Origin of the sequence: Sphingobacterium sp. UBA7625, from assembly GCF_002484085.1 — a bacterium.
Lineage (GTDB): Bacteria > Bacteroidota > Bacteroidia > Sphingobacteriales > Sphingobacteriaceae > Sphingobacterium > Sphingobacterium athyrii.
Window position 1 is genome coordinate 195,427 of record NZ_DLJD01000051.1, and the last position, 12,058, is coordinate 207,484.

General features: G+C 40.9%; 14 protein-coding genes. 6 read left to right on the top strand and 8 right to left on the bottom strand.

The genetic code is table 11. The features are described 5' to 3' along the window. Positions 1-369, bottom strand: coding sequence for a hypothetical protein (locus B4G94_RS21035; RefSeq protein ID WP_286861726.1), 369 nt, complete (start codon positions 367-369; stop codon positions 1-3). A gap of 185 nt (positions 370-554) precedes the next feature. Here B4G94_RS21035 and B4G94_RS21040 point away from each other — a divergent pair, with 185 nt between their 5' ends. Continuing rightward, positions 555-2,135 carry a Na+/H+ antiporter gene (locus B4G94_RS21040; protein ID WP_286861728.1) on the top strand — a complete coding sequence of 527 codons (1,581 nt, stop codon included), beginning with the start codon at positions 555-557 and terminating at the stop codon, positions 2,133-2,135. A 76-nt stretch (positions 2,136-2,211) separates the two neighbouring features. After that, positions 2,212-2,850 carry an NAD-dependent epimerase/dehydratase family protein gene (locus B4G94_RS21045; RefSeq protein ID WP_286861730.1) on the top strand — a complete coding sequence of 213 codons (639 nt, stop codon included), beginning with the start codon at positions 2,212-2,214 and terminating at the stop codon, positions 2,848-2,850. A 30-nt stretch (positions 2,851-2,880) separates the two neighbouring features. Here the strand turns inward: B4G94_RS21045 and B4G94_RS21050 are convergent, their stop codons facing one another. Then, positions 2,881-3,429 (bottom strand): YcxB family protein, encoded by a 549-nt coding sequence (locus B4G94_RS21050; protein ID WP_286861732.1) that lies wholly within the window; start codon positions 3,427-3,429, stop codon positions 2,881-2,883. Between the two features lie 316 nt (positions 3,430-3,745). Between B4G94_RS21050 and B4G94_RS21055 the strand changes: the two genes are divergently transcribed. Further along, complete coding sequence (locus tag B4G94_RS21055; RefSeq protein ID WP_286861734.1) at positions 3,746-3,958, top strand: hypothetical protein; 213 nt, start codon at positions 3,746-3,748, stop codon at positions 3,956-3,958. A gap of 20 nt (positions 3,959-3,978) precedes the next feature. On the opposite strand, the gene B4G94_RS21060 is transcribed toward B4G94_RS21055, so the two are convergent. After that, on the bottom strand, positions 3,979-5,667 hold the full coding sequence (locus B4G94_RS21060; protein WP_286861737.1) for a HEPN domain-containing protein: 1,689 nt from the start codon (positions 5,665-5,667) through the stop codon (positions 3,979-3,981). Between the two features lie 122 nt (positions 5,668-5,789). Beyond that, positions 5,790-6,563, bottom strand: a complete 774-nt coding sequence (locus B4G94_RS21065) for a hypothetical protein (RefSeq protein WP_286861739.1) — start codon at positions 6,561-6,563, stop codon at positions 5,790-5,792. 107 nt (positions 6,564-6,670) lie between these two features. Between B4G94_RS21065 and B4G94_RS21070 the strand changes: the two genes are divergently transcribed. Further along, positions 6,671-7,084, top strand: coding sequence for a hypothetical protein (locus tag B4G94_RS21070; RefSeq protein ID WP_108634728.1), 414 nt, complete (start codon positions 6,671-6,673; stop codon positions 7,082-7,084). 189 nt (positions 7,085-7,273) lie between these two features. Next, the gene (locus B4G94_RS21075) at positions 7,274-7,645 is read left to right on the top strand and encodes a hypothetical protein (RefSeq protein ID WP_286861742.1); all 372 of its coding nucleotides are present in this window, start codon (positions 7,274-7,276) and stop codon (positions 7,643-7,645) included. 206 nt (positions 7,646-7,851) lie between these two features. Here B4G94_RS21075 and B4G94_RS21080 read toward each other — a convergent pair whose 3' ends face one another. After that, positions 7,852-8,136, bottom strand: a complete 285-nt coding sequence (locus B4G94_RS21080; RefSeq protein ID WP_286861745.1) for a Txe/YoeB family addiction module toxin — start codon at positions 8,134-8,136, stop codon at positions 7,852-7,854. Further along, entirely contained in the window at positions 8,118-8,336 is a 219-nt protein-coding gene (locus B4G94_RS21085; RefSeq protein ID WP_286861747.1) for a DUF2683 family protein, read from the bottom strand. The genes B4G94_RS21080 and B4G94_RS21085 overlap by 19 nt, the downstream gene beginning before the upstream one ends. A gap of 299 nt (positions 8,337-8,635) precedes the next feature. On the opposite strand from B4G94_RS21085, the gene B4G94_RS21090 reads away from it, so the two are divergent. Next, positions 8,636-9,856 (top strand): hypothetical protein, encoded by a 1,221-nt coding sequence (locus tag B4G94_RS21090; RefSeq protein ID WP_286861748.1) that lies wholly within the window; start codon positions 8,636-8,638, stop codon positions 9,854-9,856. Positions 9,857-9,980: 124 nt separating this feature from the next. Here B4G94_RS21090 and lipB read toward each other — a convergent pair whose 3' ends face one another. Then, a complete protein-coding gene (lipB, locus tag B4G94_RS21095; RefSeq protein ID WP_104383646.1) occupies positions 9,981-10,676 on the bottom strand; it encodes a lipoyl(octanoyl) transferase LipB in 696 nt (231 codons plus the stop codon). Positions 10,677-10,734: 58 nt separating this feature from the next. Further along, positions 10,735-11,925 (bottom strand): GTPase HflX, encoded by a 1,191-nt coding sequence (gene hflX, locus B4G94_RS21100; RefSeq protein WP_286861749.1) that lies wholly within the window; start codon positions 11,923-11,925, stop codon positions 10,735-10,737. Positions 11,926-12,058 lie beyond the last annotated feature (133 nt).

Below are 12,058 nucleotides of genomic sequence, written 5' to 3' on the forward strand. Positions count from 1 at the left end.
TTATGCTAATTTACTGTTTACGTTTGGATTTACCCAATAGTGGAAATGACGGATTCCCCTTTTTAACGATTCTTCACTACCAAACATGGTCAATAGCTGTTGTTCAAAATAAGTCTGCGCTCTGTGCTTAAATACGTTTGACAGCTCTTCTGGAACGTCGGTACCGTAGCAAATTTCAACAGTAAGATTATTGTCTTCGGAGACGGTAGCCAAGGAAAAGGCAGCTATTGACTCATTTTGAGCTAGCAGTAGAAAAGGCATGTGCAACAGGCTTTTGTTTTTCACAGTATGCTGTACCTTTTTTAGTAAGGATAGATCAGAGAGGTCGACCTCTCTGATGGAATACGGTTGAAGTGTTGTAGTCGACATGGCAATAAATCTTTTTGCTAATTTAGGAAGGGTACAGGCTGTATTTAAGGTACAGAATCATATAGAAATTAGGGTACAGATGAAAAAGTAAAAAATATGACCGGGAGTAGGCGGTTTTTAATTTCCATTTAAGATCTTTACAAGAGTTAATAATATGTCTCAAGACCAGTAAATTATGACAACCTATGCATAACTTGTTTCCGCTATTTATTGCCATGATCACGGCCATCGTATTGCTAGAGATGCTGGCTACGAAACTTCGGGTAGCCTATCCCATTCTATTGGTTTTGGCGGGTCTGATCGTTAGCTTTATTCCAACCTTGCCCGTTGTCAGGATCGATCCAGATGTTATTTTTCTGATTTTCCTCCCGCCTTTGTTGTGTGAGGCTGCTTGGTCGATTTCGTACAAGGAGATGAAAAAATGGTGGCGTATTATTGGAAGTTTTGCCTTTTTGGTGGTTTTCTTTACGGCACTTTCCGTTGCGGTGGTTGCCAATCATTATATTCCGGGTTTCACGCTCGCGATGGGTTTTCTGCTGGGCGGAATTGTTTCTCCCCCGGATGCTGTCAGTACCGGGGCCATTATGAAGTTTGTGAAAGTTCCAAAATCTACTTCTGCGATCCTTGAGGGAGAGAGTCTGCTGAATGATGCTTCTTCCTTAATTATTGTCCGTTTTGCCCTGATTGCTGTGGGGATGGGGCAGTTTGTATGGCAGGAGGCAGCAGTGTCGTTTATCTGGATGTTGGTCGGTGGAGTAGGTATCGGTGTTCTGTTGGGCTGGTTTTTTATTCAGGCGCATAAACGTTTACCCACAGATGCGCCATCGGATATAGCGCTTACCTTGATCGAGCCCTACTTTATGTATTGGATTGCCGAGCAGTTTCACAGTTCGGGGGTATTGGCGGTCGTTGCGGGAAGTCTCCTGATGTCCAATCAGCGACTTAAATTTCTGAACAGTACCAGTCGGGTGCGGGGACTGAGTGTATGGGAGAGCTTTGTGTTTATTTTGAATGGCATTGTATTTTTTATTATCGGTCTGGATCTTCCCGAAATTGTGGCCGGTTTGCGTGCGAACGGGACCTCACTGCGGGAGGCGATCGGTTATGGTCTGTTGGTGACAGCAGTCCTTATCCTTGCCCGCGTGATCAGCGCCTATGCTGCGATGATCGCGACACTTATCTTCCGTCCAAGTGTGGCACCTAGGGCGCGGTCTCCGAGACAGCGTTTCTTTATGCCACTTTTATTGGGCTGGACAGGGATGCGGGGAGTAGTTTCCCTGGCGGCGGCGCTTTCCATTCCTTTGGTCATGAATGGTACCGTGATTCCACAGCGGCATCTGATTCTATTTATCACCTTTGTCGTCATTCTTTCTACCCTTTTGGTTCAGGGACTCACATTACCCTATTTGATCAAGCGAACGAAGCTTTTTGATGCCGTGCTTGCTGAGACACCCGAAGAGGTTGCCAAACAGCAGATGAAGCAAGGTTTAAAACAACATGTTTATCAGTTCCTCAGAGATAAATATGAGAAAGAAGAACATAATCGGGAGGCAATGGAAAGGATTTTGAAACATTGGGAGGAAAAGGTCAATGCTGCGGATGATTCGTGGATGAGCGAACGTACGAAAGTGATTTTCATTGAGCTTTTGGATGTACAGCGCGAATACCTTGAAAAATTGAATAGTGAATCGACGATCGATGAGGATATTGTCCGTGCGCAGCTCTATCAGATTGACCTGGAGGAAGAGCGCTTGCGCATGATATAATGCCATGGTATCCCATTGATCGGGATAAATAATAATAGTTGTAGCCCTCGGGGCTTGGTACATAAGCTGAATTGCGATGAAAGTTATAATAACAGGGACCACAGGGATGGTCGGAGAAGGTGTTTTAATGGAATGTCTTCAAAATGATAAGGTAGAGGCGGTATTGAGTATATCACGTCGTACTGCTGACATACAACATCCAAAGTTAAAAGAACTTTTGGTTAAAGATTTCATGGATCTGTCCGAAGTTGAGACGGATATCAAGGGATATGATGCCTGTTTTTATTGCGCAGGTGTCAGTTCAGTTGGCATGAAAGAAGATAAGTACCGCTATATTACCTATGATACGACATTGGCTTTTGCAAAATCGCTGTTGAAGATCAATCCCGAAATCAGCTTTATCTATGTGTCCGGAGCGAGTACAGATAGTACAGAACAGGGACGGATGATGTGGGCAAGGGTGAAGGGCAAGACGGAAAATGATCTTGCGAAATTGCCGTTTAAGAAGGAATACAATTTCCGGCCGGGCGGTATGACGACCATCGCGGGACAGAAGCATGCCAATCCATTTTCATTTGTTGCCAAGATTATAAAGTTCTTTGCCCCTTCAGTGGTGTTGTCCCTACATGAATTGGGGCGGGCAATGATTCATGCCGTGGAGCGGGACAATGTAAAAAATATATTGGAAATCAAGGATATCAGAGCTTTGGCTTAGTTTACGGATGGATATAAGGTCTTTCGACCGTTATTTCCATTTCCAGTCCAGCTCCTCCTGATAGGCGATATGAAGGCGTTGGCTGAGCTCTGTCAGGAAAGCTTTAAATTCGGCGGTATCTTTGATCTGCTGTTTTGGGAAAAACAGTTGATCGGCCATTTTTAGTTTGATAAAAAATGCGAAGTCCGTTTCGGTCATATATTCAAACTGATCGTATTGATATTTGGACTCCATTTGTGTGCTTTTGATCTGAAGATAATTATCTTCAAAAGTGATGGTATGAGGGATGCCGATACGGTTTTGAAATTCTGGGCTTTTGACATATTTGCTAAAATAGCGTTTATAGTATATTCCGAGATATTTGGGAAAGAACAAAAAGGCGACCACGCTGACTACGATGATCAAGATTGCCAATAGGGGCTCATAATAGAAAAACGGGATGGCGAGTATCAGCATGAGCAGCATAAACATGAATCGTGATTTTTTGCGTGCTTTAATTATTTGGGGTGATTTGGACATGCTAAACAGCAATGCATTCAGTTGATCTTGCTCGGAAAGGGTTAGTTGAAGTTCTTTCATAACGTAAATGTATTAAATTGGTGAGATAATCGGAATATTTCCGACTATCTGCAAATTATTTGACATATCTTTTTAACAGATTACTGTTTTTTCAAAGTAATCTTCCATCTCTTCGTTGCATCTTTCGATAAACAACTTTGTAAGTTCCTGTAATCTTATAATAGCGGATGGGTCTCCTTTATAATCGGCAGAGACTCATTAAAAAAACGGCATCCCTATAGAATGAGGTTTGTATACGTAAAAGTCGTATTGTGCTCGCAAATAGATTTTGGAAATTTAATCGTATATTTGAGTTAAGTGTTTAATTTTTATACGAATGACTACTATTACTGCTGAAATATCGAATAAGAAGGATGTCAAGGTGCTAAGGGAGATTCTTGATCGTTTTGGTATTAAATATCAAATTAATGAGGAGTCTGGGACAAATACTTTTTCTGCTGAACAAATTGCATCTTTTGAAGAATCCCAAAAGGAATTTTTAGATGGAAAATCTTCTGCAAGAGATTGGAAAGATATAAAAAAAATCTAGACGGCCTCTACGCTTAAACTTTATTCTATTTTCTCGACCAGAATAGCGCTCGAGATTTTCTCAAAGTAATCTTCCATCTCTTTGTTACATCTTTCGATAAACAGCTTTGTAAGTTCCTGTAATCTGATAATAGCGGATGGATCCCCTTTATAGTTAGCGTTATATCTAAATTCCTGTTGGGCTTTGACAATTTCTTTAAAGAGTTTAATATGATCAGTATTGTTCAGACAAAAGGTCGCATGCGCTTCGGGAACAATTAATCGGCAGAGGTTCATTAAAAACGGAAGACCTACAGATTGAGGTTTGTATTGAAGAATTGTATTGATAACGCCGAGACAGGTTTGTTCTAAAACTTGTGATAGTGAATGATATCCTGCCTCAACGCTAAAAGTCCAATTATCCTCAAAAGCATAGTAGATGCAACGGGCATTATTATAGCGATTGTGCCATTGCTTGCGTGCATACTCTAAGTCAAGTTGAGGAACTGCGATGCTGTCTAGTGCTAAGTTTTCAACTATTGCATTTTGATACCAGATATCACCGACTTTTACGAGGGAAAGAAAGAAAGGATGCCCCTTGGAGAGTTTTTTGATGAAGTGTGTTGTTTCTTCCGTCACTAAGGTCAGCGAAACATTTTTCGGCAGCAGATCCATTGTCTTTTGTTGTAGGTTGGCAAGGTCCGTCTTTAGGTTGTCAAACGCAATAAAGAGGTAGTAAACATGCGTTATCTGGTCTTCTTTATTGTTTTGGAGTAAACTATTATATTGATGTCGATCAGAATGATAACCGAAGCATGCAACTAAGGAAGGGCTGCAGTGTTGCTCTAGAATATTTAAGATTAAGTCGCGATAATTGCTGTTGTATTGATTTTTATTGTAAATAGCAACGTTATTTTTGAATTTTTCAATTTCCCCGTGTTCGATCTGTTTTGGAGTAAGTTGTTCCCTGATTTCTTCGAATAAAAGATTGGAATAATCGTAGATCCAGTTTAACGCGTTTATAGCAATTTGATAAGCTGTTTCTAATAAGCTTTCGTCGATCGTATAATCTTGATTGTAGCGATAACCAATATAAGCGTCGTCAATCTTTTCGAGTGCTTTTTTTTCATCTTCGCTGTCAATTAGTTTGGCCAATTTAGAATCAAAAGTTTTGAGATATCCTATTGTGCCTCTAAGCGAATGTGATTTCCTGTCATCGTTTAAGAGAAGCTTTTCTGCGGTTCTTAGAGATAGTTCGATGGCCTGATGGAGCATAAAGGCTGCGTGTGCATGGTTCTTACTATCCAGATAGAAAAAGTGGCCATCTATAAACGATCTGATTTTACTTTTCTCTTGGTCGATATATGATCTGGTTTTTTCGATAATCTCAGCTGGAGTATATTGAGGTAATAGGAGTGGAATTTCCTGCGCCGGATTTTGATAAATGCGATTTTCTGATTGATAAATAAGATAGGTACGGACCAATCCTTGGTCGAGTTTTTTTTGTACCTCATGGGTGAAATGTATTTTGACGTATAGGTCTGGGTGATTCTTGATGATTTTGTTAATCGCACCAAGAGGATCTATGCATCGAATTGCTGTATTTGACAGTCGGTTAATCTGCAGCATTTGATATTTCTTACCATCGCAGGTATAAGTCCATTGGTAGATTTCATCGACAGCAATAGCACGAAGGATGGCTTCGATGATTGGAGTAAGTTCGGTGCTCATAATTGATCGGTTTGGTATTGTAGTTATTTGTCTGTTATTTCTCCATTTAGATTTATAGCTCTTAAAGCAATTGGGAGATCGGAGAGTGTCTCTTGAAATGGAATAATATACTCTTATTTTTTCTATGTCGTTTCTAGCTCGCTATTTTCGTTTTTAGGAATTTCTGGCGTCTCCAAGCTTTGGTTTTCATCTATTTCACTGCTATTTTCCTGTGCTTCTTTTTCGGCATATTTTTTATCAATACTGTCCTCTATTAACTGCCGGAATTTATTTTTCTTTTCAGTGGACTGATGCGGCTCTTTATTTACAGCTTTTACATAGGAAGGGACGGTGAGAGAGAGCCCTTCATTCTCATAGATATAGCTTAGAGCGAATGCGAGTCGAATAAGCATTTCTCGTATCACAATGATTTGATCTCCAAAATATTCGTAGTTGCCTGAATCTGGCACGGTAAGATAGTGCATGATATCATCCATCGTTTCATACCATTTTTGTAGCGATTGATAGGAGAAAAACTTGCTGATCGTGTCCGCAGGAGCTAATTTTCCGTTGACAGTATGCTCCATGCGAAATAGGTAGTTGTGGTAATCTTCTTTTGTGGAAAAGAAATTTAAAGGTGCATCCTGTATCGGAAGTTGGCATTGGTGAAAAATTACATAAGCTGCTTCAATTTGTTTGATCATCTGTTTACAGTGGTATCCGTTTTCAGCGAAATTGCGATCTGCCATTTCGGGAACAGTTGCAGCGTTGACAAAAAGCTGAATATGATTCATCCAGTAAATAATATTCGTTTCATAGCGGTAGAAATCCCTAATGTAGATCATCGGATTTTTTACCACATCCTTGCTTAAATAGCGAAAATGTTTCGCTTTTAGTTTCTTTTGCGTATTTTTCATGCTAGGAATGTTTTTTGGTTAAATACTGTGTTTATAATTATCAATGACAAAGCTAATTTAAACACTAATTTTCGATAAAACAAATTATATATTGATAATTATTGATTATGAGTTCTTTTTTAACGAGAATTAAGGTTATTGCTGATAGAGAGGGATTAAGTGTAACAGCGTTTGAATCGGCTATTGGAGCCAGTAGAGGCGTATTTACACGTGCCTTGGCGAATAATACAGATGTTCAGGCTAAATGGCTGATTAGTATCGTCGAAAAATATCCCGAATATTCGTCGGAGTGGTTATTGAAGGGGGAAGGGGAAATGCTTAAGCCTGTTTTAGCTAAGGAGGACGAAGAGACGTATTTAACACCTGATTTGGAAAGAATCACAAATGGGGAGATTAATGCATTAAAGCAATTAATTTCGTCACAAAATATCACTATTAAATCTCAAGAAAAGACAATTATATCTTTGGAGCGATTATTATTGTCGTTGGAGCGTGAGATTGAATCGCTGCGGAACAAATAGTTTCTAACTGGACATTTGTTTTTTTCGAAGTTGGAAGGTTGATTCTTATTTCCATGGGAATAAGTTATTCAATTGCTTGGAATCAATAGAAACCACCAAGCCGTCTTTTGCGGAGATAAACTCTAATACTATCAAGAAATTTGGTTTGCGGTTTGATTTAAAATGTTAGTGTCTTAAAGTAGAATAATTGTGAACGTGAAAGAACGTGTATTGCTGATCGCTGAAAGAAAGGGCATCAGTAAAACTGAATTTTTTAAAGATGTGGGGCTTTCCTATGCCAATTTTAAGGGAAGTCAGAAAAATACAGCGCTGAGTTCGGATGCAATGATTGCAATATTGACCCGCCATCCGGATATTAGTCCTGCCTGGCTATTGATGGGAGAAGGTAAAATGATGCGTAGCGCGGGAACCGTTAGTCCCGAACCGCAGATTGCTGCTGTCGGTTCCGAAAGTTCGTCAGTTTCCAAACAATTGGTCGCCGCGCTTGAACAGACGATCAAAGCGCAGGAAAAGACAATTTCCGCTTTAGAGGGGCAGGTGGTACTGCTGAATCGGAAGTAAAACTCGTCGCCCTGTAGGTAAACCTCGTTTGATTTTTCAGCTGTTAGCTTTAAAAGCTTTTCTCAAGGAAGTTCGCTAAACTATCTTTCAGTAGTACCGTCGCTGGATGCTTGAAATTGGAGCAAGAAGTATGTTGTCTTAATGTCTTAATGATTTGGCTGAAAGAGTTCTGTTACTAGTGCCTTATGCAGGGAATTGGCATTTTATTACTTGTCGTCGTAATGGCCAATAAAACTTATTACTAATACCAAAACTTTATGATCAATGATTTCATAGACGACCCTATCTTTTTGATTTAGTCTTCTACTCCAAACGTCAGAATTACCTTGGTTTCGTAATGGCTTCGGGAGGCCAATTCCTTCTTTAGGGTGATTTTCTAGTTCTTCGAGGAGTTTTACGATCTTATTCATATCGATTTTACTTCCTCTTTTTTTGATCTGGGCAAGATCTTTTTGTGCCTTCACAGAAAGTTCTATTTGATACTGTCCCATACATTTTTGGAAGTTACCGTGATTGTCTTTCCTTCTGTTAGATCCTTTCTTCCCTCTTCAATCAACTGTGTTAGTTCCGATGGGAGTTCTTTTTCTTCAACGGAGACATTCTTTACCCCAAGAGCTTTTAAAACAGCAATTATTTTTTTTCTTTCCGAAGAACTAGAAGCGTGCTCAAATGAAAATACTGTTGTTGTCATAATGTTTTACTTGTTTAAAATAGTGATTGTGAAACTTATGCCTTGATGCAAAGATACGAAAACTATTTTTCATAAGTAAAGCCACTTAGTTATTGAAATTGGAACAGGTCTGCTCTTCGTTTGCGAAATAGCTGATTATAGCGATTTCATTGGCCTCCTTTTTGCCTATTTTTGTTAAGTATCAGAGATGCTATTGTTATGCTAAAAATGTTGAGTTGTACTGCTCGTAGCGATGGTTTTCAATAGGTTTAGCGGACTTTTATAGATGTCTACATTGCTATTTAAAGAAATAAAGCTATATGTTTAGAAAAGTATTACTCCTGTGCTGTATCCTATACAGTTGTTTTGTGAACCGAAGCATGGCGCAGCCAGCGGGTGAACGGCCTGTTTATACATCCAAGTGGGGCTATCTCTACCGTGAAGCGGAAAATAAAAAGGACCGTCTGGGGGTATTTGCCACCGAGGCGGCTGTTTACCTAATCGATTCGACTCAAACCCAATATAAAGTACAGGTCAATAACGGTGATATCGGCTTTATCGACCGGCAGCCGCTGAAGAAATTCATGGACGGAAAAAAATCAGCAGATGAACCTGCGCAGTATTTTTATCGGGGTAGCGAGGGTTATCAATGCCCGCATTATTATGTACGTGTCGCTGAACTGCGTGTCCGTAAAGCACCGACCACAACAAGCCTTGCTGTTCGTCGCGCATCGCTCAATGAGCTGTTATGCATTGATTATGTTCCTTTATATACCGACGGTTGGGTGTATATCGGCGATCATTTTCATGAAAATCCTGAATATGTGCAATTGAAGTTCTTAGGCTCTGAACTGACCTACGATAAAGTGCTGAAAGATTATTTGGCGGTAAAGGGCAAGGATCAGGAAGAAGAACTGGTGCAGGTGGGAAGATTGCGCGAGCTGGCCTGGAGGAGGGAGGAAAACCTGAAACAAGCCCTGTCCTATTGGAAGGAATCTTATGCCGCTTATGGGATCGAAAATTCGAAAGTCGATATTGATTTTGAATTGTTATTGGCAAGTAAATTGGATAAGAAGCCAGATTTTGAAGCGTATGAAAGGAAAATGAAGACGCTGAACTTGCATTTTGTCTGGAAAGGGATATCCCTCGTCGACGGGGAAATCAAGGATGCGCAGATGAACCAGTTGAAGATGCAACGTGTAGCGGATATACCGGATATGCCTGAATGTGGCTGGGAACCGCGTTATTTTTATAAAACCCCGAACATGATCGTGGCTTTTGAGGAGAACTACAAAAAGAAGATCGTCGGTACAGTCTATAAACTATATTTTACGGACGGTGAGATCTTAGCACTAGGGGATCAACGTATGGATGCCAACTACGATGAAAGGGATTTTATCAATCATTTTGGTGATATGATTTCTACGAATATGGTCGAAGAACCTCATGTGTACCGTTTTCAAAATGGCGATGCAGGCCAACTGATCATCACGTTTAAAGATGGTAAACTGTTTCGTTATGACTGCATGTATTATTGTTAACCGACCAGAACAAAATACTCAATAAAGCGATGTGCCTTAGAAGGATTTCCTATTCTTAAGCGTATTGTAAATAGAAAAGGACCTGTGTTGAGCAGGTCCTTGTTCGTTTCTATTATTTCTATTGCTAGATTACTTCCATTTCAAAAAGTCTGGCAATGTGTCCGCGCAGTTTTTCCTTCACTTCTTCCATATCAACTTCTTGGCCAAGTTCACGTTTCAGTGAAGTGACGTCCTTGTCGTCGATACCACAGGGAATGATATTGCTAAAATAGTCAAGATCTGTATTGACGTTAAAGGCAAAGCCATGCATGGTGACCCAGCGTGAGGCACGCACGCCCATCGCACAGATCTTGCGGGCTGTGGGCTTATCCGGTTCAATCCAGACTCCGGTAAACCCGGGGTATCTGCCAGCCGGAACGCCATAATCGGCACAGGTCAGGATGATCGCTTCTTCCAATGTCCTTAAATAAAGGTGGATATCGGTAAAGAAATTGTCGAGATCCAGAATCGGATATCCTACAATCTGACCCGGCCCATGGTAGGTGATATCACCGCCCCGGTTGATCTTATAGAACTTCGCTTCTTTTTCTTCCAGGCCTTTCTCATCCAGGAGCAGGTATTCTTCGTGCCCGCTTTTTCCTAAGGTATAGACATGGGGGTGAGCTGTGAAGATCAGGTAGTTTGGTGTGTCTGTCGTTGTCGCATTGACCCGATTTTCGTGTTTGACGTCTAATACGCCCTTGAAGATGGATTCCTGTCTGTCCCAGGCTTCCTGATAGTCTACAAGTCCCCAGTCCTGGAACTGCACCACTTTATTCATTGCTTATTTTTTTAAGACGACGGATCGTCAGTAACGATCCGTCGTCATGTTAGTCAAATTAATACAACAGGTTGTTGTACGGATAACGTTCATTGTGCATCTTCACGATGATATCATAAAGTGTTTGTTTGAACTCTTCGATATTTGTTTTGTTTGTTGCAGACAGGAAGATCGCCGGATCGGAGTTTTTCGCCATCCATGAATTGCGGAAATCGTCCAATGTAACTTTTACCTCCTCACCATCGTGTCCTTCTTCAACGGCTGGTTTGTACAGGTCAATCTTGTTGAATACCGTAATAACGGGCTTATCTAAAGCTTTCAGATCTTTCAATGTTTCATTTACTGCCTGAATATGGTCCTCAAAGTTGGGGTGTGAGATATCCACTACATGGATCAGCACATCTGCTTCTCTGACTTCGTCCAGTGTAGATTTGAAACACTCCACCAAGTGATGCGGTAATTTGCGGATAAAACCGACCGTATCAGACAGCAGGAACGGTAGGTTGTCGATAACGACTTTACGTACTGTCGTGTCCAATGTTGCGAAGAGTTTGTTTTCGATCAACACATCGGATTTAGAGATCATGTTCATGATCGTTGATTTGCCGACATTCGTATAGCCCACCAGAGCTACGCGGATCATTTCGCCACGGTTTTTGCGCTGGGTTTCATTTTGCTTGTCGATCGCCTTCAATCTTTCCTTGAACAGGGAAATTTTATCGAGGATAATCCGTCTATCCGTTTCGATCTGCGACTCACCGGGACCACGCATACCGATACCCCCACGTTGGCGCTCCAAGTGAGTCCACAAGCGGGTCAATCGTGGTAATAGGTATTGTAATTGCGCCAATTCTACCTGGGTTTTTGCCTGTGCAGTTTTTGCATGTCGAGCGAAGATATCCAGGATCAGATTGGAACGGTCCAAGATTTTGCGTTTGAGCTCTTTTTCGATATTACGCAATTGGGATGGGGATAACTCATCGTCAAAGACAACAATGTCGATCTCTTCCGCTTCAACATAAGCTTTGATCTCTTCAAGTTTTCCGCTACCGACAAATGTTGCTCTATCGGGAAAAGCTAATTTCTGTGTAAACATTCCTTTGGTCTCACCACCGGCAGTCTGCACGAGAAATTCGAGTTCCTCCAGATATTCCTTCGCTTTTGCTTCCGTTACGCCCTGAGTGATCACACTCACCAAGACGGCTGTTTCGGGTTTTATTGCTGTATCGTGTATTTTAATTCTGGCCATTTTGTACTATTAAGTATATTGTAGCGTATGGAGCGCGTCCGGCTATTCATTCATAGCGACCGTCTGTCTCTTATCATACTTCCACTTTTAATTGTTGTTTTGAAAAGGTGAATTTAAGAAAATCCAATAAGTT

Bases quoted from the DNA above. Each gene is read 5' to 3' on its own strand.
- B4G94_RS21035 (WP_286861726.1), bottom strand. From the start codon at position 369: ATGTCGACTACAACACTTCAACCGTATTCCATCAGAGAGGTCGACCTC.
- B4G94_RS21090 (WP_286861748.1), top strand. From the start codon at position 8,636: ATGTTTAGAAAAGTATTACTCCTGTGCTGTATCCTATACAGTTGTTTT.
- hflX (WP_286861749.1), bottom strand. From the start codon at position 11,925: ATGGCCAGAATTAAAATACACGATACAGCAATAAAACCCGAAACAGCC.
- B4G94_RS21040 (WP_286861728.1), top strand. From the start codon at position 555: ATGCATAACTTGTTTCCGCTATTTATTGCCATGATCACGGCCATCGTA.
- B4G94_RS21050 (WP_286861732.1), bottom strand. From the start codon at position 3,429: ATGAAAGAACTTCAACTAACCCTTTCCGAGCAAGATCAACTGAATGCA.
- B4G94_RS21055 (WP_286861734.1), top strand. From the start codon at position 3,746: ATGACTACTATTACTGCTGAAATATCGAATAAGAAGGATGTCAAGGTG.
- B4G94_RS21060 (WP_286861737.1), bottom strand. From the start codon at position 5,667: ATGAGCACCGAACTTACTCCAATCATCGAAGCCATCCTTCGTGCTATT.
- B4G94_RS21065 (WP_286861739.1), bottom strand. From the start codon at position 6,563: ATGAAAAATACGCAAAAGAAACTAAAAGCGAAACATTTTCGCTATTTA.
- B4G94_RS21070 (WP_108634728.1), top strand. From the start codon at position 6,671: ATGAGTTCTTTTTTAACGAGAATTAAGGTTATTGCTGATAGAGAGGGA.
- B4G94_RS21080 (WP_286861745.1), bottom strand. From the start codon at position 8,136: ATGGGACAGTATCAAATAGAACTTTCTGTGAAGGCACAAAAAGATCTT.
- B4G94_RS21085 (WP_286861747.1), bottom strand. From the start codon at position 8,336: ATGACAACAACAGTATTTTCATTTGAGCACGCTTCTAGTTCTTCGGAA.
- lipB (WP_104383646.1), bottom strand. From the start codon at position 10,676: ATGAATAAAGTGGTGCAGTTCCAGGACTGGGGACTTGTAGACTATCAG.
- B4G94_RS21045 (WP_286861730.1), top strand. From the start codon at position 2,212: ATGAAAGTTATAATAACAGGGACCACAGGGATGGTCGGAGAAGGTGTT.